This is a genomic window from Streptomyces sp. NPDC023481 (genome assembly GCF_055560195.1).
The window spans coordinates 164,227-185,390 of the sequence record NZ_JBVHJE010000013.1 but is presented as its reverse complement, the minus strand read 5'-3'; the positions used below and the strand labels follow the sequence as shown (position 1 = coordinate 185,390).

Here is a 21,164-nt window from a genome sequence, read left to right as displayed (position 1 = left end):
CCGCCGTGATCCCACCCCCCGCCCCCGCCGTGATCACCCGCTTGTCAGTGCAGGGCCGTAGGGTGGTCTGGCTATGACGAAGCCCTCTCTCTCCGAACTCCTGCATGCCGCCGTCGCAGCCGTCGGCGGCACGGAGCGCCCCGGCCAGGTGACCATGGCCGAAGCGGTCGCCGAGGCGATCGACGACGGATCCCACCTCCTGGTCCAGGCCGGTACCGGCACCGGAAAGTCCCTGGGCTATCTCGTGCCCGCGCTCGCGCACGGAGAGCGGGTGGTCGTCGCGACGGCCACGCTCGCCCTGCAGCGCCAGCTCGTGGAGCGGGACCTGCCGCGTACGGTCGATGCCCTGCACCCGCTGCTGCGCCGCCGCCCGGAGTTCGCGATGCTCAAGGGCCGGTCGAACTACCTGTGCCTGCACCGCCTGCACGAGGGCATGCCGCAGGACGAGGAGGAGGGGCTGTTCGACCAGTTCGAGGCCGCCGCGCCGACCAGCAAGCTGGGCCAGGACCTGCTGAGGCTGCGGGACTGGGCGGACGAGACGGAGAACGGCGACCGGGACGACCTCACCCCGGGCGTCTCGGACCGCGCCTGGGCGCAGGTGTCGGTGTCGTCACGGGAGTGCCTGGGCGCGTCGAAGTGCGCGTACGGCGCCGAGTGCTTCGCCGAGATGGCCCGCGAGCAGGCCAAGCTCGCCGACGTCGTGGTCACCAACCACGCCCTGCTGGCCATCGACGCGATCGAGGGCGCCCCGGTGCTGCCCCAGCACGAGGTGCTGATCGTGGACGAGGCACACGAACTCGTCTCCCGCGTCACCGGTGTCGCCACGGGCGAGCTCACGCCCGGGCAGGTCAACCGCGCCGTGCGCCGTGCCGCCAAGCTGGTCAACGAGAAGGCCGCCGACCAGCTCCAGACGGCCGCCGAGGGCTTCGAGCGGCTGATGGAGCTGGCGCTGCCGGGCCGCCTGGAGGAGATTCCGGAAGACCTCGGCTACGCCCTGATGGCGCTGCGGGACGCGGCCCGCACGGTGATCACCGCGATCGGCGCGACCCGTGACAAGTCCGTTCAGGACGAGGACGCGGTCCGCAAGCAGGCCCTCGCGTCGGTGGAGGCGGTGCACGGCGTGGCCGAGCGGGTCGTGAACGGCTCGGAGTGGGACGTCGTCTGGTACGAGCGGCACGACCGCTTCGGCGCGTCCCTCCGCGTGGCCCCCATGTCGGTCTCCGGCCTGCTCCGGGAGAAGCTCTTCGCCGACCGGGCCGTCGTCCTCACCTCGGCGACGCTCAAGCTGGGCGGCGACTTCAACGGCGTCGGCGCCTCCATGGGGCTCGGCCCCGAGGGCACGGAGGGCGAGGACCTGCCGAAGTGGAAGGGCATCGACGTCGGCTCGCCCTTCGACTACCGCAGGCAGGGCATCCTCTATGTCGCCAGGCACCTGGCGCGCCCCGCGCGCGACGGTGAGCGCGCCGACATGCTGGACGAGCTGACGGAGCTGATCCAGGCGGCCGGCGGGCGCACCCTCGGCCTGTTCTCGTCCATGCGGGCCGCCCAGCTCGCCGCGGAGGAGCTGCGCTCCCGGATCCCCGAGTTCCCGATCCTGCTGCAAGGTGAGGAGACGCTCGGCGAACTGATCAAGAACTTCGCGGCCGACCCGAAGACCTGCCTGTTCGGCACGCTGTCGCTGTGGCAGGGCGTGGACGTCCCGGGCCCCAGCTGTCAGTTGGTCGTCATGGACAAGATTCCGTTCCCGCGGCCCGACGATCCGCTGATGAGCGCACGCCAGAAGGCGGTGGAGGACGCCGGCGGCAACGGCTTCATGGCGGTGGCCGCCACCCATGCGGCCCTCCTCATGGCCCAGGGCGCCGGCCGTCTCGTCCGGGCGTCCGGCGACCGCGGCGTGGTGGCCGTACTGGACCAGCGGCTGGCCACGGCGCGGTACGGCGGCTATCTCAAGGCGTCTCTGCCGGACTTCTGGTACACGACGGACCGTAACCAGGTCCGCAAGTCGCTCGCGGCGATCGACGCGGCGGCGCAGCAGGCGGAGACGCAGCCGGCGGTGGCGAACTGATCACGGGGAGCCCGGCCGGCGCCGGTCCGGCAGCCCACTAGAGCCGACCGGGGGCGCCGGTCGGGCGACTCCACGGGGGAGTCGGCACCGGTCGCGAGGGAGTCGGCACCTGGCTGCACGCCCAGGACTCTCGGGCGCGCAGCCCGTCAGACATGTGCAGGGCCCCGGAACCGGCGCAGGGGTTCCGGGGCCCGGTCAGGGAGCGAGCTACCGCCCGCCGGTCGCGGCCGTCACACGCGGCGCAGCACTGCGACGACCTTGCCGAGGATGGTCGCGTCGTCGCCGGGGATCGGCTCGTAGGCCGCGTTGTGCGGGAGGAGCCACACGTGGCCGTCCTCGCGCTTGAAGCGCTTGACGGTGGCTTCGCCGTCGAGCATGGCGGCCACGATGTCACCGTTCTCGGCGACCGGCTGGCGGCGCACGGTGACCCAGTCGCCGTCACAGATGGCGGCCTCGATCATGGAGTCGCCGACGACCTTGAGCACGAACAGTTCGCCGTCACCGACGAGCTGGCGGGGGAGCGGGAAGACGTCCTCGACGGACTCTTCCGCGAGGATCGGGCCGCCGGCCGCGATACGGCCGACCAGCGGTACGTACGACGCGGCGGGCTTGCCGGCGGTGTCCGTCGGCTGCACGGTGACGGCCTGGTCGGATCCCCGTACCTCGTACGCTCGCGGGCGGTGTGGGTCGCGGCGCAGGAAGCCCTTGCGCTCCAGTGCCATCAGCTGGTGAGCGACCGAGGACGTGCTGGACAGGCCCACGGCCTGGCCGATCTCACGCATGGACGGCGGGTAGCCCCGTCGCTGTACGGAGTCCCTGATGACCTCGATCACCCGGCGTTGCCTGTCGGTGAGCCCGGAGCTGTCCGCCCGGATGCCCGGAGGTCGCCCCGGCAGGGAGCGCTTGTGCGCCTCGGGATTCGTGGCTTCGTTCATCGCGTGTACCGGCTCGACTCGGCCCTGGGAGCGGTCCTGGGCAGTGATGGTGGCACTGTCTGCGGTGGTGGTCACGTCGGCCCCTCTCGATGGTCTCCCTGCTGCACAACGGTAGTTGCTTTCGAAAGGTTGCGCCAAACACACGTTCGAGTGAAAAAGTGCGTTTCACCTGACGCGATCACGTTCCGAGGTGTATGGCTGACGCGATATCCGACGGACAAAAGCACCCATTGCTGTACTCTTCACCGTCGACGTCGTGCCGCCTTGTGGGCTGCGCTCCAGTCTGCCATCCGGAATCCCGCGTTCCGGGACGCGGGGCCCCTTCTGTGCGGGAGTGCCGCGCGGCCGCCCTGCGGCGCCCACGGTATCTCCGCAAGCGCCCCCGCGACACAGCTCGGCGCCCGCGTGTCCTCGCTGGTCGCCGCCGGTCCCCGGGCCCGCCGTTTCCGCGCGACACGCGTGCGTGCCTCGATTTATGGGCCAAGCCCCACATGTAGTGGTTGGATGGCTACAGCAGCCCAGAAGTTGTGGTCCCCCGGGTTCGAGACGGCTTCGTCATCGCCTATGCTTAGGGCTGCTTCGCGGGGCTCTTGGGCCCGGTGAGGCTGACGAGTCTGCTGTGAGGAGGGTTGGAGAACATGCACTGCCCCTTCTGCAGGCATCCCGACAGCCGTGTGGTCGACAGTCGTACGACCGACGACGGCACGGCCATCCGCAGGCGCCGCCAGTGCCCCGACTGCTCCCGTCGTTTCACGACCGTGGAGACGTGCTCGCTCATGGTGGTCAAGCGGTCCGGGGTCACCGAGCCCTTCAGCCGTACCAAGGTCATCAATGGCGTGCGCAAGGCGTGCCAGGGGCGGCCTGTCACCGAGGACGCGCTCGCCCAGCTCGGTCAGCGGGTCGAGGAGGCGGTGCGCGCGACCGGAAGCGCCGAGCTGACCACCCATGACGTGGGTCTGGCGATACTCGGCCCGTTGCAGGAGCTCGACCTCGTCGCGTACCTGCGGTTCGCCTCGGTCTATCGGGCGTTCGACTCGCTCGAGGACTTCGAGGCCGCCATCGCGGAGCTGAGGGAAACGACGCGAGACCCCGCCGCGGACGAGGGTGGCGCGGCAGCGGGGAGTCGCGAAGACGGGCCCGGCGGGACCACTCAGGTCCCCGTGCCGGCCCGCGCCGCCGACTGACCGGCGGGCCGGAAACCGGGCGGAACCCCGGGTTCCGGCCGGGAGGCGGCGAACGAAGACCTGTTGCGGGTGGCAGCTGAGGGTGCCCGCAACGCAAGACGAGGACACGTGCCCGCGGGAACAAATGGGCACTTCAGGGCATTTATGCCCGTATAGGGAGGCGGCATGACAGAGACGGCGAGCGGTCCGGCACGAGGTTCCCGAGCCAAGGGTGCCAAGGCCACCAAGGGGCTGCGTATCGAGCGCATCCACACCACCCCTGGCGTACACCCCTATGACGAGGTGTCGTGGGAACGCCGTGACGTCGTCATGACCAACTGGCGCGACGGCTCGGTCAACTTCGAGCAGCGTGGCGTCGAGTTCCCCGACTTCTGGTCGGTGAACGCGGTCAACATCGTCACCAGCAAGTACTTCCGCGGTGCCGTCGGCACCCCGCAGCGCGAGACCGGCCTCAAGCAGCTGATCGACCGCATCGTGAAGACGTACCGGAAGGCCGGTGAGGACTACAAGTACTTCGCCTCGCCCGCCGACGCCGAGATCTTCGAGCACGAGCTGGCGTACGCCCTCCTGCACCAGATCTTCAGCTTCAACAGCCCCGTCTGGTTCAACGTCGGCACCCCGCAGCCCCAGCAGGTCTCCGCCTGCTTCATCCTGTCCGTCGACGACTCCATGGAGTCGATCCTCGACTGGTACAAGGAAGAGGGCATGATCTTCAAGGGCGGCTCCGGCGCCGGCCTGAACCTCTCCCGCATCCGCTCTTCCAAGGAGCTGCTCTCCTCCGGCGGCAACGCGTCCGGCCCAGTCTCCTTCATGCGCGGCGCCGACGCCTCCGCCGGCACCATCAAGTCCGGTGGTGCCACTCGCCGCGCCGCCAAGATGGTCGTACTCGACGTCGACCACCCCGACATCGAGGACTTCATCGAGACCAAGGTCAAGGAGGAGGAGAAGATCCGCGTCCTGCGCGACGCGGGCTTCGACATGGACCTGGGCGGCGACGACATCACGTCCGTCCAGTACCAGAACGCCAACAACTCGGTCCGTGTGAACGACGAGTTCATGAAGGCGGTCGAGGACGGCGGCAAGTTCGGCCTGCGCGCCCGGATGACCGGTGAGGTCATCGAAGAGGTCGAGGCCAAGGCCCTCTTCCGCAAGATCGCCGAAGCCGCCTGGGCCTGTGCCGACCCAGGCATCCAGTACGACGACACGATCAACAACTGGCACACCTGCCCCGAGTCCGGCCGGATCACCGCGTCGAACCCGTGCAGCGAGTACATGCATCTGGACAACACGTCCTGCAACCTCGCCTCGCTCAACCTGATGAAGTTCCTGAAGGACGACGGCAAGGGCAACCAGTCCTTCGAGGCCGAGCGCTTCCAGAAGGTCGTCGAGCTGGTCATCACCGCGATGGACATCTCGATCTGCTTCGCGGACTTCCCCACCCAGAAGATCGGCGAGAACACGCGCGCGTTCCGCCAGCTCGGCATCGGCTACGCCAACCTCGGCGCCCTGCTGATGGCCACCGGCCACGCCTACGACTCCGACGGCGGCCGCTCCCTGGCCGGCGCCATCACCTCCCTGATGACGGGCACGGCCTACCGCCGCTCCGCCGAGCTGGCCGCGGTCGTCGGCACCTACGACGGCTACGCCCGCAACGCCGACGCCCACAACCGCGTGATGAAGCAGCACGCCGACGCCAACGGCACGGCCGTGCGCATGGACGACCTGGACACCCCGGTGTGGGCCGCCGCCACGGAGGCCTGGCAGGACGTACTGCGTCTCGGCGAGAAGAACGGTTTCCGTAACTCCCAGGCGTCCGTCCTCGCGCCGACCGGCACCATCGGTCTCGCGATGTCCTGCGACACCACCGGTGTCGAGCCCGACCTGGCGCTGGTGAAGTTCAAGAAGCTGGTCGGCGGCGGCTCGATGCAGATCGTCAACGGCACCGTCCCGCAGGCCCTGCGCCGCCTGGGCTACCAGGAGGAGCAGATCGAGGCGATCGTCGCCCACATCGCCGAGCACGGCAATGTGATCGACGCCCCCGGCCTCAAGCACGAGCACTACGAGGTGTTCGACTGCGCCATGGGCGAGCGCGCCATCTCCCCGATGGGCCACGTCCGCATGATGGCCGCCATCCAGCCGTGGATCTCCGGCGCCATCTCCAAGACGGTCAACATGCCGGAGACGGCGACCGTCGAGGAGGTCGAGGAGATCTACTTCGAGGCCTGGAAGCTGGGCGTCAAGGCGCTCGCGATCTACCGCGACAACTGCAAGGTCGGCCAGCCGCTCTCCGCCAAGACCAAGGAGAAGGAGAAGGCCGAGGTCACCGAGAAGGCCGAGGCGACCATCCGCGAGACGGTCGAGAAGGTCATCGAGTACCGCCCGGTCCGCAAGCGCCTCCCCAAGGGCCGCCCCGGCATCACGACGTCCTTCACGGTCGGCGGAGCCGAGGGCTACATGACCGCCAACTCCTACCCGGACGACGGTCTCGGCGAGGTCTTCCTGAAGATGTCGAAGCAGGGCTCCACCCTCGCCGGCATGATGGACGCCTTCTCCATCGCCGTCTCCGTCGGCCTCCAGTACGGCGTTCCGCTGGAGACCTACGTCTCGAAGTTCACCAACATGCGCTTCGAGCCGGCCGGTATGACGGACGACCCGGACGTGCGGATGGCGCAGTCGATCGTCGACTACATCTTCCGCCGCCTGGCGCTGGACTTCCTGCCCTTCGAGACCCGCTCCGCGCTCGGTATCCACTCCGCCGAGGAGCGCCAGCGCCACCTGGAGACCGGCTCCTACGAGCCGTCCGAGGACGAGGTCGACGTCGAGGGTCTGGCCCAGTCGGCCCCGCGCGCCCAGGAGTTGAAGGCCGTCGCGACGCCGAAGGCCGAGTCGGAGGCGGCCAAGCCCGCCCCGCGGCAGGCGCACACCAGTGCAGAGCTGGTGGAGATGCAGCTGGGCATCCAGGCCGACGCCCCGCTGTGCTTCTCCTGCGGTACGAAGATGCAGCGGGCCGGTTCCTGCTACATCTGCGAGGGCTGCGGCTCGACCAGCGGCTGCAGCTGATGACACACCGTTCCTGAGGTAAGGGGCGCCGGCCATTGCCGGCGCCCCTTACCCGTACGGCGGGTCAGGACCGGTGCGGGCGCCCCATCACCCGGGTGAACGCCGCCGGGTCCTCGTCGAAGCCGTGCACGCCGGGATGGAAGGTCCAGTCGGCGGACTCGTCCCGGACGAACTCGGCGGTCGTGGCGGCCGTCGACCCGAGGACCGAGCCGAAGTCGTCCTCGGCGAGCACGGTGTAGCCCTCGCGGACGCGTACGACGGGACTGAGCACGTCGGCGAACGTCCTGTGACCGGACCGCTGCTGGATGACGACGCCCACCACCACGCGCGCGTAGCGCTCGCTCAGGCGGTCCAGTTCGAGCGTCATCACCTCGTCCCAGCCGAAACCCCTGCCGTCGGTGCTGTCACGGTTGAGGAGGATCGTGCCGTCCGGCGAACGGTTGTCGAAGTGCACCACATAGGCCGGCGCCCCGTACAGGTCGCCGGACGAGAAGGTCGCGGCGACGATGTCGAGATCGGTCGGCGGCCGACCTGCCGGACTCGGGTCCCACTTGAGCGCGACCTCGACCTTGCGGATTCCCTTGCTTAAGCCGGTCACCAGGCTGTTCCCTTCCCCCTGGGGGTCCGCTCGACCCCAACTCCCCATGTGTCGAGGCTCCTTGCCCATCGTGCCACGCGCGCGGGGGCGCATGCGCGGGTGATCTCCGCCGGAGCGTGACCGACGCCACGCCCGGTGGCCTTACGATGGCGCGGTGCTGGTCAAGTGGATTCGCTGCACCGTGGTGGACCGCCGCGGATTCGAGCGGGGGCAGCGGAAATGGGCGGGGCTTCTGGGGGAGCCGGGGTTTCGGGGACAGGGTGGGGGCTGGAGCCGGCAGCGATCCGGGGTGGCGCACATCTTCACCTTCTGGGAGAGCCGTGCCTTCTACGACTCCTTCATGGCCCGTTCCCACGACCGCCTGGCCGCCGCCCAGTCCGGCACCTTCAAGGATGCCCAGGTCAAGCTGTTCGAGTACCGCTTCGATGTGAAGACGGGGTTCGAGCCCCGGTTCACCGACGCGGATCTGATCCGGGCGGCCCTGTGCCGGATCCACGAGGAGCGCGTCGAGCACTTCACCCTCATGCAGGAAAAGGTTTGGAACCCCGCGATGGCCGGCTCGCCCGGCATGATCCGCGGCATGTTCGGCGAGGGGCCCGAACAGGAGTTCCTGATCCTTTCGATGTGGCGCTCGGCGGCCGAACACGGAAAATACCGCACGGAGCGTGTGGAACGCCTCGCGCTGCGTGCCCAGACGGAGGCCGACGTCGCGGCGCTCTCCGGTGACATCGTGGATCTGGAGCCGTCCTGGACGGTCTGAGCCGCGCCCTGGTCTGACGATCGCACTGCGATGAGCCGTCGTACGCCGTGCGGTGAGACGTTCCCGGACGCGTGACACATGTGACCTACGCCGTATGAGGGCCGTACGAGTGCTCGACTGGTCGTCGTTCGATCTAGGGTTTCGGCATGGCACGACCACGGCGCATCGTCCTTGTCCGACACGGCGAGTCAACGGGCAACGTCGACGACTCCGTGTACGAACGCGAACCCGACCACGCCCTCGCGCTGACCGAGCGCGGCCGGCGGCAGGCCGAGGAGACCGGCAAGCGCGTCCGCGAGCTCTTCGGCCGGGAACGCGTGAGCGTGTACGTTTCCCCGTACCGCCGCACCCACGAGACGCTCCGCGCGTTCCACCTCGACCCCGACCTCATACGCGTCCGGGAGGAACCCCGCCTGCGCGAGCAGGACTGGGGCAACTGGCAGGACCGCGACGACGTACGTCTGCAGAAGGCCTACCGCGACGCGTACGGCCACTTCTTCTTCAGGTTCCCCCAGGGGGAGTCCGGCGCCGACGTGTACGACCGGGTCGGCGGCTTCCTGGAGAGCCTGTTCCGCAGCTTCGAGGCGCCGGACCACCCACCGAACGTCCTCCTGGTGACGCACGGGCTCGCGATGCGGCTGTTCTGCATGCGCTGGTTCCACTGGACCGTCGCGGAATTCGAGTCCCTGTCCAATCCCGGGAACGCCGAGATGCGGGTACTCGTTCTGGGAGAGGACGGCCGGTACACACTCGACCGGCCCTTCGAGCGCTGGCGGGAGCCCGACCCGTACTGGGTGAACGGATAGAGTGGCAGAGCGATGACCGCTGATTCCTCTTCTCCTGGGACCGCCGATTCCTCTTCCCCCGGGCGCCTGGAGCGCGCCCTGGCCAGCCTGCGTGGTCTGGCCGTGGGGGACGCGCTGGGCTCCCAGTTCTTCGTTCCCGTGAACTACCCCCTGCTGAAGCGCCGCGAGCTGCCCACAGGCACCTGGCAGTGGACGGACGACACCGAGATGGCCTGCTCCGTGGTCGCCGTCCTCGCCGCCCACCACCGCGTCGACCAGGACGCGCTCGCCCGCTCCTTCGCCGAGCACCACGACTTCGACCGGGGCTACGGCCCCGCGGTCAACCGGCTGCTGCGCCTGGTCCGGGAGGGCGGTGACTGGCGCGAGCTGGCCGCCGGCCTGTTCAATGGACAGGGCTCCTGGGGCAACGGCGCGGCCATGCGGATCGCGCCCCTGGGCGCCTGGTACGCGGACGACCCCGAGCAGGCGACCCACCAGGCGGAGATCTCGGCCTACCCCACCCATCAGCACCGGGAGGCCGTGGTCGGTGCCATGGCCGTGGCCGCCGCGGCGGCACTGGCCGGCTCGCCGGACGGGCCGCCCGCCCCTGAGGCACTCCTCGACGGCGTCGTCGCCCTCGTGCCGAAGAGCGCGGTCGGCCAGGGCCTGCGCCGCGCCCGGGACATGCTCGACTACGCCGACGCGGCCACCGTCGCCGCCGTCCTCGGCTGCGGACGCCGTACGACGGCCCACGACACCGTCCCCTTCGCCCTCTGGTCCGCCGCGCGGGCCCTCGGTGACTACGAGACGGCCTTCTGGACCACCGCCCAGGTGGGCGGCGACGTCGACACCACCTGCGCCATCGTGGGCGGCGTGCTCGCCGCCGCCAAGGCCGGGGCGCCGCCCGCCGAGTGGGTGCAGCGCACCGAGGCTCTGCCGGCGTGGGTGCCGGCGGGGGGCTGACCGACCGGAAAACACTCCGTGCGTGCCGGGAACTCTGTGTGAGGGCCGCCCGTTCTTCCGGTATCGGCCGTGCGTCGCGGCCGTGGGGGCGACGGAGGTATCGCGCTCCGATCGGTCATTCACGCATGCGATCACGTGCAAGTGGAGCGCTTCGAGCAGGTCATCTCCGGCAGTGTCGTCGAGCCGACCGTCAAGCTGCTTCGCGAGGTCATCACCCGTGGCATAAGGCGAGGGAGAGGTTCGCTCCGACGCGGCGAACGGATACGTCTTCGACGCCATTCCGGCCATGATGATGTACCGATCAAGGATGTGCGCGAGCGAATGGAGCGATCAGGAACTCACGGAGATGGCCGACCAGTTGACGCTCCCGCTGCTGCGGCCCTGAGGGGCCTGGTCGCCCGCGCCGGCGCTCTTCACACGGGCCGGGAGACCGGGGTGTCGCACGGCGATACCGGCGGCGTAGGCTTAGGGCGCCATGCCGTACGAACCACCTACTCACACCGTCGAGCGCTCCCTGCGCGCCACGACCGGAGCGAAGGTCATTGCCGGTGTCGACGAGGTGGGACGCGGCGCCTGGGCCGGGCCCGTCACCGTCTGCGCGGCGATCACCGGACTGCGCCGCCCGCCCGAGGGACTGACCGACTCCAAGCTGCTGACCCTCAAGCGGCGCACGGAACTCGCCCGAAGGCTGCAGACGTGGGTGACGGCCTATGCGCTGGGGCATGCCTCTCCCGAGGAGATCGACGACCTGGGGATGACGGCCGCGCTGCGGCTGGCCGCGGTCCGTGCGCTGGACGCCCTGCCGGTCCGTCCGGAGGCCGTGATCCTCGACGGGAAGCACGACTACCTCGGTGCCCCCTGGCGGGTGCGCACGGTGATCAAGGGCGATCGGTCGTGCGTGGCCGTGGCCGCGGCATCGGTGATCGCCAAGGTTCAGCGCGACAAAATGATGGCCGAACTGGGCCTCGACCATGCACACTTCGGATTTGCGGACAACGCCGGGTATCCGTCGCCCGTGCACAAGTCCGCGCTGGCGGAGTGGGGGCCCACCCCGCACCACCGCTTGTCGTGGGCGTATCTTGATGCGTTGCCTCAGTGGCGGCACCTCAAGAAGGTCCGCAGCTGGGCGGACGGAGGCGTTCCGGAAATCGAAGGCCAGCTCGGCTTCGATTTTTAACGGTTCCGCTCGCACTGATGTGCCACCCGGCCATCCGCGCCGCACCAACGTTTGATAAATATCAGCTCATGCCTCTCATTCCCGAGGAGCCTCAGATTCACGAGAGTGCCCAGGGTCCCCGCGCCACTCCGGCCAGTGGCCGTACCGCGCCGACCCCCCGCCCCGTACCCGGCCCCCGTCCCGCGGCTCCGTCCCGCCCCGGTCGTCCCGGCCCTCTGCGGCCCACGCCGCCGGTGCAGCGCACGCCGCGTGACGTGGCTCCGGCCAAGCCCGGCCCCTCCGGCCCGGGCGCTCCCGCCACCACGGCGGCCCCGCAGATCCAGCTCATCCCGGCCTCGGCCGAGGGTGCGCTCGACGCCGCCGAAGAGGCGGTGGACCTGCTCCTGGACTCGGGCCGTGCCCCCGGTGACGTGCTGGTGATCACCACCGGCGCACAGCACCCGTGGGCCGAGCACGAGCTGTCCTTCGGTGAAACGTCCTACTGGGCGCTGCACGACGCCGGTGACGACGTGTTCTACGCGGACGCGGCCGTCGCCTCCCGCGCCGCGTCCCGCCCGGTGGTCGTCGTGGCCGTCAACGGAGGCCCGGCCTCCGCCGCGGCCACCGCCCTCCCGCTGGCGCACTCCAGAGCCGGCGCCCTGCTGATCGTCTGCGGCGACCCGCAGCAGATCAACTCGGTGCTGGGCACCGGCGTCTGAGCCGTGCCCGGCGCCTCGGCGCGTCAGGGTGTCGAAGGAGCCGCTCGGGCGGAATCCGCACGGTGCGGCCTTTGGCATGCCCGGATGACGGGCTGCTGTCGCGCTGGTGGTGTGGCTGCTCCCCTGGACGTCCCGGGGAGCAGCACGGGTGGTCCGGCGGACCTGCCATCTCGCTGCGGCGGTGCCCCAAGATCGAAGCACGCCGCCGGCTTCCACAGCCGTGGCCAGGAGGCACGCGTCGGGATGCTTCCGGAAGCCGTCCGGTGCCGGAGCACCAGACGTGAGCCCGCTGGAGATCGTCGGCGCGGTTCGCGGGGCACGCCGACGCCTCGGTCATGGCACACCGGCCCCGAGCGCCGCTCGTGCCGCTGACCGGCGGCACGAGCCGTCGTACCGCCGGCCCCCTCCCTAGCGGGCCGCCGCCCGGCGCAGTACGTCGGAGACCGGCCCGCCGGTGCGCGGCACCAGCGGCGGAGCCCCGGACAGGGCGACGGGCTCCGGCGCCGAGTGCGCGTTGGGCCGGCGTCCGCCGCGGCCCTCGCCGAGCACCTGCCAGCCCTCGTGCGTCAGCGTGATGTACGCCCCGCACCGCAGGCCGTGCAGTGTGCAGGCGTCCCGCAGCCCCCACATCCAGGCGCCGTCCTCCTCGGTCCAACGCGCTTCGCCCTCCCGGCAGTAGAGCAGGACGGCCGTCCGCACGGGAGTACGGCGACGCAGGTCATGAGGGATCACCCGGCGCAGCTGGGCCAGCAGCGTGTTGCGGAACATCCACCCGTCGGCGGGGGCCGGACGGCGCGTGAACGAAGCACTGGCCCGCAGCCGCTCGTCCGGGTCGAGGACGGCCACGATCGCCGTGAGCGGCTTCGGGTGGTGCCGGGCGTGCAGCCCGCTGACGACCTCACGAGGGTTGCGCAGCAAAGGGATTCCGGCGGCGGCCCACTCGGCCGGCTCGAGCAGGCGACTGGCGGAGGCGGCGGACGCGGACGTCGACAACGAGGCCGCCGAGGACGAGGCGAATCCGAAGGTCACGTTCCTCCCTTCGGCTACGCGCCCATACTGCGGGCGAGGTCGGATTCGGGGGAGCGCGCACCGCAGCGGAGCCCAGCCGGATCACGGACGAGCCGTGCGGGGAGCGGACCTCAATTCTTCCTGCCGAACTTGGTTGCGGCAACGAGCAATTGAGGCCGCCGACTGTTATCAGGTGGTGCGTGGCTTATATCCCTACCCAAAGGGTTGGCCGGTGACGCCTGAGGCGCCCCACCGGCCCCCGGCGATCCGCCGCGCGCGGCCCCGCGGACCTCCTTGGACTCCCGAGGACCAGCCACAACACACCGCTCGGCCACCGGGAGGCGCAGAAGGTGACGAGTCGGGGTCACCCCTGAACGGCGAGGACCAGAGGCAACACGCCGCGCGCCCCGGACTTCCGGAGCAGGCGTGCCGCGATGGCCAGGGTCCAGCCCGTCTCCGTGAAATCGTCGACCAGCAGCACCGGACCCTGCGCCTCGGCCAGCGCCGACGCCAGGCCGGGCGGCACCGTCAGCGCGCCGTCGAGGGCCTTCAGGCGCTGCGCGCTGTTGCTGCGCGGCAGCCGGGGCGCGTCGCCGGCGTATTCCACCGAGCCGAGCAGCGGGAGCCGGCCGATCTCGGCGATCCGCGCGCCCAGCGAGTGGACCAGCCGGGGGCGGCTGCGCGAGGCCACGGTGACCACGCCCACCGGCCGGGCGTGCGCGTCGGACGCACCGGAAGCCCAGCCGCCGGGACCTCGGGCCCAGTCCGCCAGGACATCGACCACGGCTCGCGCCACGTCGTCCGGCACCGCTGCGTCCGGGGTCTGGGGCGCGAACAGCGGGCGCAGCCGGTTTCCCCAGCCGATGTCCGACAGGCGCCCCAGAGCCCGTCCCGCCGAGGCCTGTTCACCGGCCGGGATACGGCCCTTGAGGTCGATACCGATGGCGGGGAGGCCGGTCGGCCACATGCGCCGGGGCTCCACCTCCACTCCCGGACGCCCCAGGTCGCTCCGCGCCGCGTCCAGCGCCGTGGCGGACAGGTCGGATGTGAAGCGGGGGCCCGCGCAGTTGTCGCAGCGGCCACAGGGTTTGGCGCCCTCGTCGTCCAGGTGGCGCTGCAGAAACTCCATCCGGCACTCGGTGGTGGTCGCGTACTCGCGCATCGCCTGCTGCTCGGCCGCGCGTTGCCGGGCCACCCACGCGTAGCGCTCGGCGTCGTACGACCAAGGCTGCCCGGTCGCGATCCAGCCGCCCTTGACGCGGCGCACCGCTCCGTCCACGTCGAGGACCTTCAGCATGGTCTCCAGACGTGAGCGGCGCAGCTCGACCAGCGGTTCCAGGGCGGGCAGCGAAAGGGGGCCCTCCGCTCGGCCGAGGACGTCCAGCGTGCGCCGCACCAGGTCCTCCGCGGGGAAGGCCAGCGAGGCGAAGTACTCCCAGATCGCCTCGTCCTCCTTGCCTGGCAGCAGCAGTACCTCGGCGTGGTCGACGCCGCGGCCGGCACGTCCGACCTGCTGGTAGTAGGCGATGGGGGAGGAGGGCGAGCCGAGGTGGACCACGAAACCGAGATCCGGTTTGTCGAAGCCCATGCCGAGCGCGGAGGTGGCGACCAGGGCCTTGACGCGGTTGGCGAGCAGGTCGTCCTCCGCCTGCTGCCGGTCGGCGTTCTCCGTCTTGCCCGTGTACGAGGCGACGGCGTGCCCGCGCTGCCGCAGGAAGGCGGTGACCTCCTCGGCGGCGGCGACGGTGAGCGTGTAGATGATGCCGGAGCCCGGCAGATCGTCCAGATGGTCCGCGAGCCAGGCCATCCGGTGCGCGGCGTCCGGGAGGCGCAGCACGCCGAGGCTCAGACTCTCCCGGTCGAGCGGCCCGCGCAGCACCAGCGCGTCGGAGGTGCCTCCCGTGCCGAGCTGCTCGGCGACGTCCGCGGTCACCCGCGCGTTGGCCGTGGCGGTGGTGGCCAGTACCGGGACGCCGGGCGGCAGGTCGCCGAGCATGGTGCGCAGGCGGCGGTAGTCGGGGCGGAAGTCGTGGCCCCAGTCGGAGATGCAGTGGGCCTCGTCCACGACCAGCAGGCCGGTGGCGGCGGACAGCTTGGGCAGGACCTGGTCGCGGAAGTCGGGATTGTTCAGCCGCTCCGGCGAGACCAGCAGCACGTCGACATCGCCCGCCGCGATCTCCGCCTGGACGGCCTCCCACTCCTCGGTGTTGGCCGAGTTGATGGTCCGGGCGTGGATACCGGCCCGGCCCGCGGCCTCCACCTGGTTGCGCATGAGGGCGAGCAGCGGCGACACGATCACCGTGGGCCCGCTTCCCCTGGCCCGCAGCAGCGACGTCGCCACGAAGTACACCGCGGACTTGCCCCATCCCGTGCGCTGCACGACCAGGGTCCGGCGCCGGTCGGCGACCAGTGCCTCGATCGCCCGCCACTGGTCCTCGCGCAGCCGGGCGGCGCCGGTGGCATCCCCGACGAGACGGGCGAGGACGGCGTCTGCCTGTGTGCGGAGATCCGCGTTGCTCGTGTGCTCCATGCGTCCCATACAACAGGACGGGACCGACAACCGGGCAGGCCCGGGACGGGTCTGTGGACAACGAGATCGGGCTTGTCGTGTCCCTGATTCGACTTATCCACAGGCCCAACCGGAATCTCAAGATCCGCGAGATCGTCGGTGCATGACGAACCACAGCGAAACCACCGGACCCAACGAAAGCAATGACATCTTCGGGCAGGAGCCGCTGATCGGACCGACCGAGCACGCCACGCAGGTCACTCTGCGCACCCCGGCCGAGCTGGCCGACGCCCTGCCCTACCTGCTCGGCTACCGCCCCGAGGACAGCATGGTGCTCGTCGCCCTGCACGACCACGCAGGCCGCGGCAGGTTCGGCGGCCGCGCCCGGCTCGGCATCCCCGCCAACGACGAGGACTGGGAGGCGGCCGCCCGGCAACTGGCCCGCGGGCTGGTGACCGGCAGCGAGCGGCGCGGCGGCCGACCCGAGCGGATGGTGGCCTACGTCTGCCAGGAGCCGGGCCCCGGGGAGTCCGGCCGGGACGTCAAGCGGCGCCTAGAGAGGCTGTCCCACCTGATGCGCATCGAGTGCGGCACCCTCGACGTGCCGGTCATCGAGGCCCTGTGCATCTCGGACGGCCGTTACTGGTCGTACTGCTGCCCGGTCGAGGGCTGCTGCCCCGAGGACGGCTCACCGATGGGCCTTCCCGGCACCTCCGTGCTCGCCGCGGCGGCCACCTACGCCGGCATCCAGGTGCGCGGCACCCTGCGAGAGCTGCGCGCCCGGCTGCAGCCGTGGGAGACCAGCGCGGCACTGGAACAGGAGATCGTCCTGGACGCGGTAGGCCTGATCCTGGTGCCCCGCATGCTGGACGAGACGAAGCGCCTCGAAGTGGCGGACGAGACCATCGCCCTCGCGGAGAGGCTCATCCGCCGCTACGCCTCGGCGGCACGTGTCCACGGCACACACCCCGCGGACGTACGCGACGACGACCTCCTCGCGGACGACGAGGCGGCCTCCCTGATCCTCGGCCTACAGGACCGCACGACCCGCGACCGGGCCGCCGCCTGGATGGAAGGGGACGAGGCAGGCCCGGCGCTCCGGCTCTGGCGCGCCCTGGCCCGTCGTTGTGTCGGTCCCTACGGCGAGCACGCCGCAGCACCGCTCACCCTCGCGGGCTGGGTCGCCTGGTCCATGGGCGATGAACTGGAAGCGCGTGAAGCACTGGCCATGGCCCTGGCCGCAGACCCCGACTACCTGTTCGCCCGGCTTCTGCACCAGGCCTGCAACGAAGGACTCGACCCCGAATCCATCCGCCGCTGCCTGCGCGTGGAACGGGCGGAGCGCACGCCGAAACAGCCGACGGAACACTTCCCGGCATCCGCGACTGCTCACTCCGAGCCCTTGCAAACCCCGCCGCTGACCTCCGGAGCCAACACGCAGGAGAGCGACCAGCCTGCCGAACCCGGCTCACGTAAGCGTGCGCAGCGCCGCCGCCGTGCGCGTGGCGCGGAGGAAGACGGCCGCCACACGGCCAGGGCGAAGCGAGACCGACGCAGGCCGGCAGACTCCCGCCCCCGAACACTCACCAGTGACGCCACCGGGCCGGGCACCACACGCGCGCATGCGGCGGCGTCGGGCGAGGCCACGCCTGATGGCGTTCCGTCGGAGAGTTGACGGCCTGAGGTGGACGGGTGAGCGTCGTGCCGGTGGAAGTCGCGCAGATGCGGGGCTCACCGGAACCGCGCGTCACGCCGCCCGGCGGACGCGGCTCGGCTTGGCCGGCACGCGTACGGATGCGGCGGCTCGCGACGACACCACGACCGACGCCGTGCCGTCGGGCAACCGACTACCGGCAACCGGCACCCAGCCCGTAGGAGTAACGACTCCCGCGCGCCTGCACTGGTGCTGGCGCTCACCGGACACCTCGCCGGCGGCCACCGGAGGCGGCACCGCAGCAACCGGAGCGCACTCCCGGCGCAGGGGCGAGGCAGGGAGACGAGTGTGCTCCGACGTCCGCCCCCAGTCGACGGGTCACACCTTCTTTCGGTCGGCTTACGCCGGGCGAGCCGTGACCCCGACGAGTCCGCTTCCGTTCACCTGAGTGGCGGAACGCCTGGACGGGCCCCGCCGCCGTACCTCTCCTGTCCTCTCCTGTCCTCCGAGGCGACCCACCAGCCGCCCAGCACGCCCAAGGCCCACCGAGCGCAGAAGAAGCGATCCCATGCACCGACAGCCGACTCCGCCCTCCGCCGCCGGCGAACGTCCGCCCCGGAGCAGGCACGAGCCGTTCCCGACGGCAGGCACCCACCCCGACACACCGACGGCGGCCGGCGATCCGCCGCCGTCGCCCGCGGACCCGCGTCCACCGACCCCGGACCCCCAGGGGAGCCCTCCGACTCCCGCAACCACCCGACCCCGCCGTCCCACCACGGCACCGCCGCAACGCACACCCCCGGCCCGCCGCCTCGCACCCGAGCTGCCGCCCACGCACATGGCGCTGATCTGCGTGGCCCTGCCCGGCCTCGTCATCTCCGGAGAGCCGGGGCAGCTGACCGGCCAGGGCCTGGACGGTTTCTACCGAGGCGGCAGACGACTGCTCTCCCGGTGCCAGGTCCGCGTGGCCGGCCGCGAACCGCTGCCAGTGCAGGCCAGGATGACCGGAGCCGACACCGCCCGCTTCGTGGGGACGCTGCGCGTGTCCCCGGCCGCAGGCCCCGACCCCGATGTCGTCGTCGAACGAACCCGCCAGGCCGACGGCACCGAACGCATCACACTCCGCAACGCCGCCCCATGCCCACTGCGCCTCCCCGTCGAGGTCACCCTCGGCACCGACCTGGCGGAACTCGCCGCCATCGCCGCCGGTGCCGCAGCGCCCGAACTCCCGGCCAGCGTTCACGACTCGGGCCTGCGCTGGGCCACGGCCGACGCAGCAGCCTGCGTCACCACCGATCCGCCGCCCTCCGACGCCCTGGCGTCCGCCGGACTGCTGCGCTGGGAACTGGATCTGCCGCCGGCCGGGACGGCAACGGTGGAGCTGCGGGTGCGGCCAGAAGGCGCAGGCCCCCTGCGGCCGGCCGGACACGCTGCCACCAGCCCCCTGGCCCCCGCGCGAGCGGCAGGCGACGACCCCCGAGTGGCCCCACTAGTGCACGCGGCCATCGCGGACCTCCGGGCACTGCTCCTGCGCGACCCCGCACACCCCTCCGACACCTATCTCGCGGCCGGCGCCCCTTGGCGCTGCGGAATGGCTCCGGCCGAGGCCATCGCCGCCGCCCGCATGACGCTTCCCCTGGGCACCCGCCTCGCCGCGAGCACTCTGCGCACCCTGGCCCGCACCCAGCTGCAGGGCCTTGGCCCCCGGGCCGGCATGATCCCGGGCCCCCGGCGCGACGCCGGCCCGCACCTCCCACCGGGCTGCACCGGAACGGACGCCACCCTGCTCTTCCCCGTCCTGCTCGCCGAAGCCCGCCGCTGGGGGCTGCCCGAGCAGGAGACACAGGAACTGCTGCCCGCGGCCGAGCGCTGCCTGAGCTGGCTGCGGACGACCGTCGGCGACGGCACCTACCTCCCCGATCCGCACCCCGATGGCCCGGCCCGTTGTGAAACGCAGGCCCACGCCTACCGCGCCGCCCTGATCGGCGCCGATCTCCTCGACGCCTACGACAGACCGGGCGCCACGGAGTTACACCAATGGGCCCAGACCCTGCGTACCGCCTTCCAGACCGACTTCTGGGTGGAGGACCACGGCGGCGGACGCCCGGCCGCGGCCCTGGCCCCCGACGGCCGCCCCGTGCCCCACCTTTCCGCCACCACCGTCCACCTCCTCGACACCGGCCTGCTCGGCGGCGGCCGACTCGCCCCCGGCCTGCTCGACAAGGTGCACACCGAACACCTCGCCCGGCTGCTCGGCACCCCCGCCATGGACGCGGGCTGGGGACTGCGCGGCCTCGGCGCCAAGGAGGCGGGACACAACCCGTTCGGCCATCGGACCGGAGCCGTTCGAGTCCAGGAGACCGCACTCGCGGTCGCGGGACTGGCGGCGGCCGAGTACGACAAGGAGGCGGCCGGACTGCTGAAGGGGCTGCTGGAAGCCGCGGAACACTTCGGTCACCGGCTGCCCGAGATGTTCGCCGGCGAACAGCGTTCCACCGGCACCGCGCCCCTGCCGCACCCCGCTGCCTGCCGCCCGGCCGCCACAGCCGCGGCCTCCGTGGTCCTGCTGCTCACCGCCCTGGCGGGTATCCGGCCCGACGTCCCGGCCCGCACGGTCACCCTGCGTCCCCTGCGGAGTGCCCCGCTCGGCGAACTCAACCTCAGCGGAATGCGTGTCGCGGGCGCCCCCTTCGCCGTACGGATCAGCCGACTGGGACTGGCCATGGTGGAAGAGGCGGCGGACGGCCTGCAACTGGGCGCGTGACCTCCCCACCAGGCCGGTGACCTGGAACGACACCGCCGGACCGGCCCACCGGGAGCCGGCCTTGCGGGCCGTACCGGAATGAAGCGGAACCACGACCGATACGGCCGACCGAGGGAGTGTTTATCGTCAGGAAGACGACTATGATCGCGGCATGCCCTACGACCCGTCAGCCTTTCCGCCCTTCGCCGTCACCGTGGACCTGGTCGTGCTGACCGTGCGTCGCCATGCCCTGTGCGCGCTGGCGGTCCGCCGGGGCGAGCCCCCCTTCCAGGGGCGCTGGGCGCTGCCCGGCGGCTTCGTACGGGACGACGAGGACCTGTCCCAGGCGGCGGCGCGGGAGCTGGCCGAGGAGACCGGGCTGTGCGCCCACGACGCCTCGGTCCCGGCCCAGGACAACGGGGCCCACCTGGAACAGCTCGCGACCTACGGCGACCCCAAGCGGGACCCGCGCATGCGCGTGGTCAGCGTCGCGCATCTCGCGCTCGCCCCCGACCTGCCGGCACCGCGCGCCGGAGGCGACGCCAGCAACGCCCGCTGGGCCCCGGTCGAGGAACTGCTCCAACAGGGTGGTTACGGCCGCGACGGCGAACCCGTGGCGCCGCTCGCCTTCGATCACGTCCAGATCCTCGCCGACGGAGTGGAACGCGCCCGCTCCAAGATCGAGTACTCGTCGCTGGCCACCGCCTTCTGCCCGCCCGAGTTCACCGTCGGAGAGCTGCGCAGGGTGTACGAGGCGGTGTGGGGCGTGGCACTCGACCCGCGCAACTTCCACCGGAAGGTCACCGGAACCCCCGGATTCCTCGTCCCCACCGGCGGTACGACCACACGCCAGGGAGGCAGGCCGGCCCAGCTCTTCCGCGCCGGCGGCGCCACCCTGCTCAACCCCCCGATGCTGCGTCCCGAGGTCTGACCCGAGGCCTGAGGGACGTAGCGGGACCTGCTGCACGGCCGGCGGGTGCCGGTCGCCCCTGTGGAGGGCACGTTCCGCCGAACGGCGGACAGAT

Annotated in this window: 15 protein-coding genes and 1 pseudogene; 12 read left to right on the top strand and 4 right to left on the bottom strand. The window is 71.4% G+C overall.

What is annotated here, in order from left to right; genetic code table 11:
* Positions 1-73: 73 nt before the first annotated feature.
* Positions 74-2,065 (top strand): ATP-dependent DNA helicase, encoded by a 1,992-nt coding sequence (locus tag ACZ3ZD_RS24855; protein WP_467401251.1) that lies wholly within the window; start codon positions 74-76, stop codon positions 2,063-2,065.
* A gap of 230 nt (positions 2,066-2,295) precedes the next feature.
* On the opposite strand, the gene lexA is transcribed toward ACZ3ZD_RS24855, so the two are convergent.
* Positions 2,296-3,075 (bottom strand): transcriptional repressor LexA, encoded by a 780-nt coding sequence (gene lexA, locus ACZ3ZD_RS24850; RefSeq protein ID WP_030342891.1) that lies wholly within the window; start codon positions 3,073-3,075, stop codon positions 2,296-2,298.
* Positions 3,076-3,638: 563 nt separating this feature from the next.
* On the opposite strand from lexA, the gene nrdR reads away from it, so the two are divergent.
* The gene (nrdR, locus tag ACZ3ZD_RS24845) at positions 3,639-4,184 is read left to right on the top strand and encodes a transcriptional regulator NrdR (protein ID WP_467401391.1); all 546 of its coding nucleotides are present in this window, start codon (positions 3,639-3,641) and stop codon (positions 4,182-4,184) included.
* 165 nt (positions 4,185-4,349) lie between these two features.
* Positions 4,350-7,244 carry a vitamin B12-dependent ribonucleotide reductase gene (locus ACZ3ZD_RS24840; RefSeq protein WP_467401248.1) on the top strand — a complete coding sequence of 965 codons (2,895 nt, stop codon included), beginning with the start codon at positions 4,350-4,352 and terminating at the stop codon, positions 7,242-7,244.
* Positions 7,245-7,308: 64 nt separating this feature from the next.
* On the opposite strand, the gene ACZ3ZD_RS24835 is transcribed toward ACZ3ZD_RS24840, so the two are convergent.
* Positions 7,309-7,842, bottom strand: a complete 534-nt coding sequence (locus tag ACZ3ZD_RS24835) for a TerD family protein (protein ID WP_467401245.1) — start codon at positions 7,840-7,842, stop codon at positions 7,309-7,311.
* A gap of 154 nt (positions 7,843-7,996) precedes the next feature.
* On the opposite strand from ACZ3ZD_RS24835, the gene ACZ3ZD_RS24830 reads away from it, so the two are divergent.
* From ACZ3ZD_RS24830 to ACZ3ZD_RS24805, 6 genes and pseudogenes are all read left to right on the top strand, one after another.
* A complete protein-coding gene (locus ACZ3ZD_RS24830; RefSeq protein WP_467401241.1) occupies positions 7,997-8,602 on the top strand; it encodes a YdbC family protein in 606 nt (201 codons plus the stop codon).
* 146 nt (positions 8,603-8,748) lie between these two features.
* Positions 8,749-9,408, top strand: coding sequence for a histidine phosphatase family protein (locus ACZ3ZD_RS24825; RefSeq protein WP_467401239.1), 660 nt, complete (start codon positions 8,749-8,751; stop codon positions 9,406-9,408).
* 12 nt (positions 9,409-9,420) lie between these two features.
* A complete protein-coding gene (locus ACZ3ZD_RS24820) occupies positions 9,421-10,350 on the top strand; it encodes an ADP-ribosylglycohydrolase family protein (protein WP_467401237.1) in 930 nt (309 codons plus the stop codon).
* A 96-nt stretch (positions 10,351-10,446) separates the two neighbouring features.
* Positions 10,447-10,735, top strand: a pseudogene (locus tag ACZ3ZD_RS24815) (TetR-like C-terminal domain-containing protein); the annotation flags it as partial.
* Between the two features lie 90 nt (positions 10,736-10,825).
* On the top strand, positions 10,826-11,527 hold the full coding sequence (locus ACZ3ZD_RS24810; RefSeq protein ID WP_467401234.1) for a ribonuclease HII: 702 nt from the start codon (positions 10,826-10,828) through the stop codon (positions 11,525-11,527).
* A gap of 68 nt (positions 11,528-11,595) precedes the next feature.
* Complete coding sequence (locus ACZ3ZD_RS24805; RefSeq protein WP_467401232.1) at positions 11,596-12,225, top strand: hypothetical protein; 630 nt, start codon at positions 11,596-11,598, stop codon at positions 12,223-12,225.
* Between the two features lie 408 nt (positions 12,226-12,633).
* On the opposite strand, the gene ACZ3ZD_RS24800 is transcribed toward ACZ3ZD_RS24805, so the two are convergent.
* A complete protein-coding gene (locus ACZ3ZD_RS24800; protein ID WP_467401230.1) occupies positions 12,634-13,254 on the bottom strand; it encodes a hypothetical protein in 621 nt (206 codons plus the stop codon).
* A 343-nt stretch (positions 13,255-13,597) separates the two neighbouring features.
* A complete protein-coding gene (locus ACZ3ZD_RS24795) occupies positions 13,598-15,763 on the bottom strand; it encodes a RecQ family ATP-dependent DNA helicase (RefSeq protein ID WP_467401227.1) in 2,166 nt (721 codons plus the stop codon).
* A 142-nt stretch (positions 15,764-15,905) separates the two neighbouring features.
* On the opposite strand from ACZ3ZD_RS24795, the gene ACZ3ZD_RS24790 reads away from it, so the two are divergent.
* From ACZ3ZD_RS24790 to ACZ3ZD_RS24780, 3 genes are all read left to right on the top strand, one after another.
* Positions 15,906-17,417 (top strand): DUF4192 domain-containing protein, encoded by a 1,512-nt coding sequence (locus tag ACZ3ZD_RS24790; RefSeq protein ID WP_467401224.1) that lies wholly within the window; start codon positions 15,906-15,908, stop codon positions 17,415-17,417.
* A gap of 817 nt (positions 17,418-18,234) precedes the next feature.
* Positions 18,235-20,160 (top strand): glycogen debranching N-terminal domain-containing protein, encoded by a 1,926-nt coding sequence (locus ACZ3ZD_RS24785; protein ID WP_467401222.1) that lies wholly within the window; start codon positions 18,235-18,237, stop codon positions 20,158-20,160.
* Positions 20,161-20,311: 151 nt separating this feature from the next.
* Entirely contained in the window at positions 20,312-21,070 is a 759-nt protein-coding gene (locus tag ACZ3ZD_RS24780) for an NUDIX hydrolase (protein ID WP_467401220.1), read from the top strand.
* Positions 21,071-21,164 lie beyond the last annotated feature (94 nt).

Excerpts from the sequence above, each read along its gene's own strand:
- ACZ3ZD_RS24785 (WP_467401222.1), top strand. The coding sequence starts at position 18,235 with ATGGCGCTGATCTGCGTGGCCCTGCCCGGCCTCGTCATCTCCGGAGAG.
- ACZ3ZD_RS24780 (WP_467401220.1), top strand. The coding sequence starts at position 20,312 with ATGCCCTACGACCCGTCAGCCTTTCCGCCCTTCGCCGTCACCGTGGAC.
- ACZ3ZD_RS24810 (WP_467401234.1), top strand. The coding sequence starts at position 10,826 with ATGCCGTACGAACCACCTACTCACACCGTCGAGCGCTCCCTGCGCGCC.
- ACZ3ZD_RS24855 (WP_467401251.1), top strand. The coding sequence starts at position 74 with ATGACGAAGCCCTCTCTCTCCGAACTCCTGCATGCCGCCGTCGCAGCC.
- ACZ3ZD_RS24795 (WP_467401227.1), bottom strand. The coding sequence starts at position 15,763 with ATGGAGCACACGAGCAACGCGGATCTCCGCACACAGGCAGACGCCGTC.
- ACZ3ZD_RS24840 (WP_467401248.1), top strand. The coding sequence starts at position 4,350 with ATGACAGAGACGGCGAGCGGTCCGGCACGAGGTTCCCGAGCCAAGGGT.
- ACZ3ZD_RS24820 (WP_467401237.1), top strand. The coding sequence starts at position 9,421 with ATGACCGCTGATTCCTCTTCTCCTGGGACCGCCGATTCCTCTTCCCCC.
- nrdR (WP_467401391.1), top strand. The coding sequence starts at position 3,639 with ATGCACTGCCCCTTCTGCAGGCATCCCGACAGCCGTGTGGTCGACAGT.
- ACZ3ZD_RS24805 (WP_467401232.1), top strand. The coding sequence starts at position 11,596 with ATGCCTCTCATTCCCGAGGAGCCTCAGATTCACGAGAGTGCCCAGGGT.
- ACZ3ZD_RS24825 (WP_467401239.1), top strand. The coding sequence starts at position 8,749 with ATGGCACGACCACGGCGCATCGTCCTTGTCCGACACGGCGAGTCAACG.
- ACZ3ZD_RS24790 (WP_467401224.1), top strand. The coding sequence starts at position 15,906 with ATGACGAACCACAGCGAAACCACCGGACCCAACGAAAGCAATGACATC.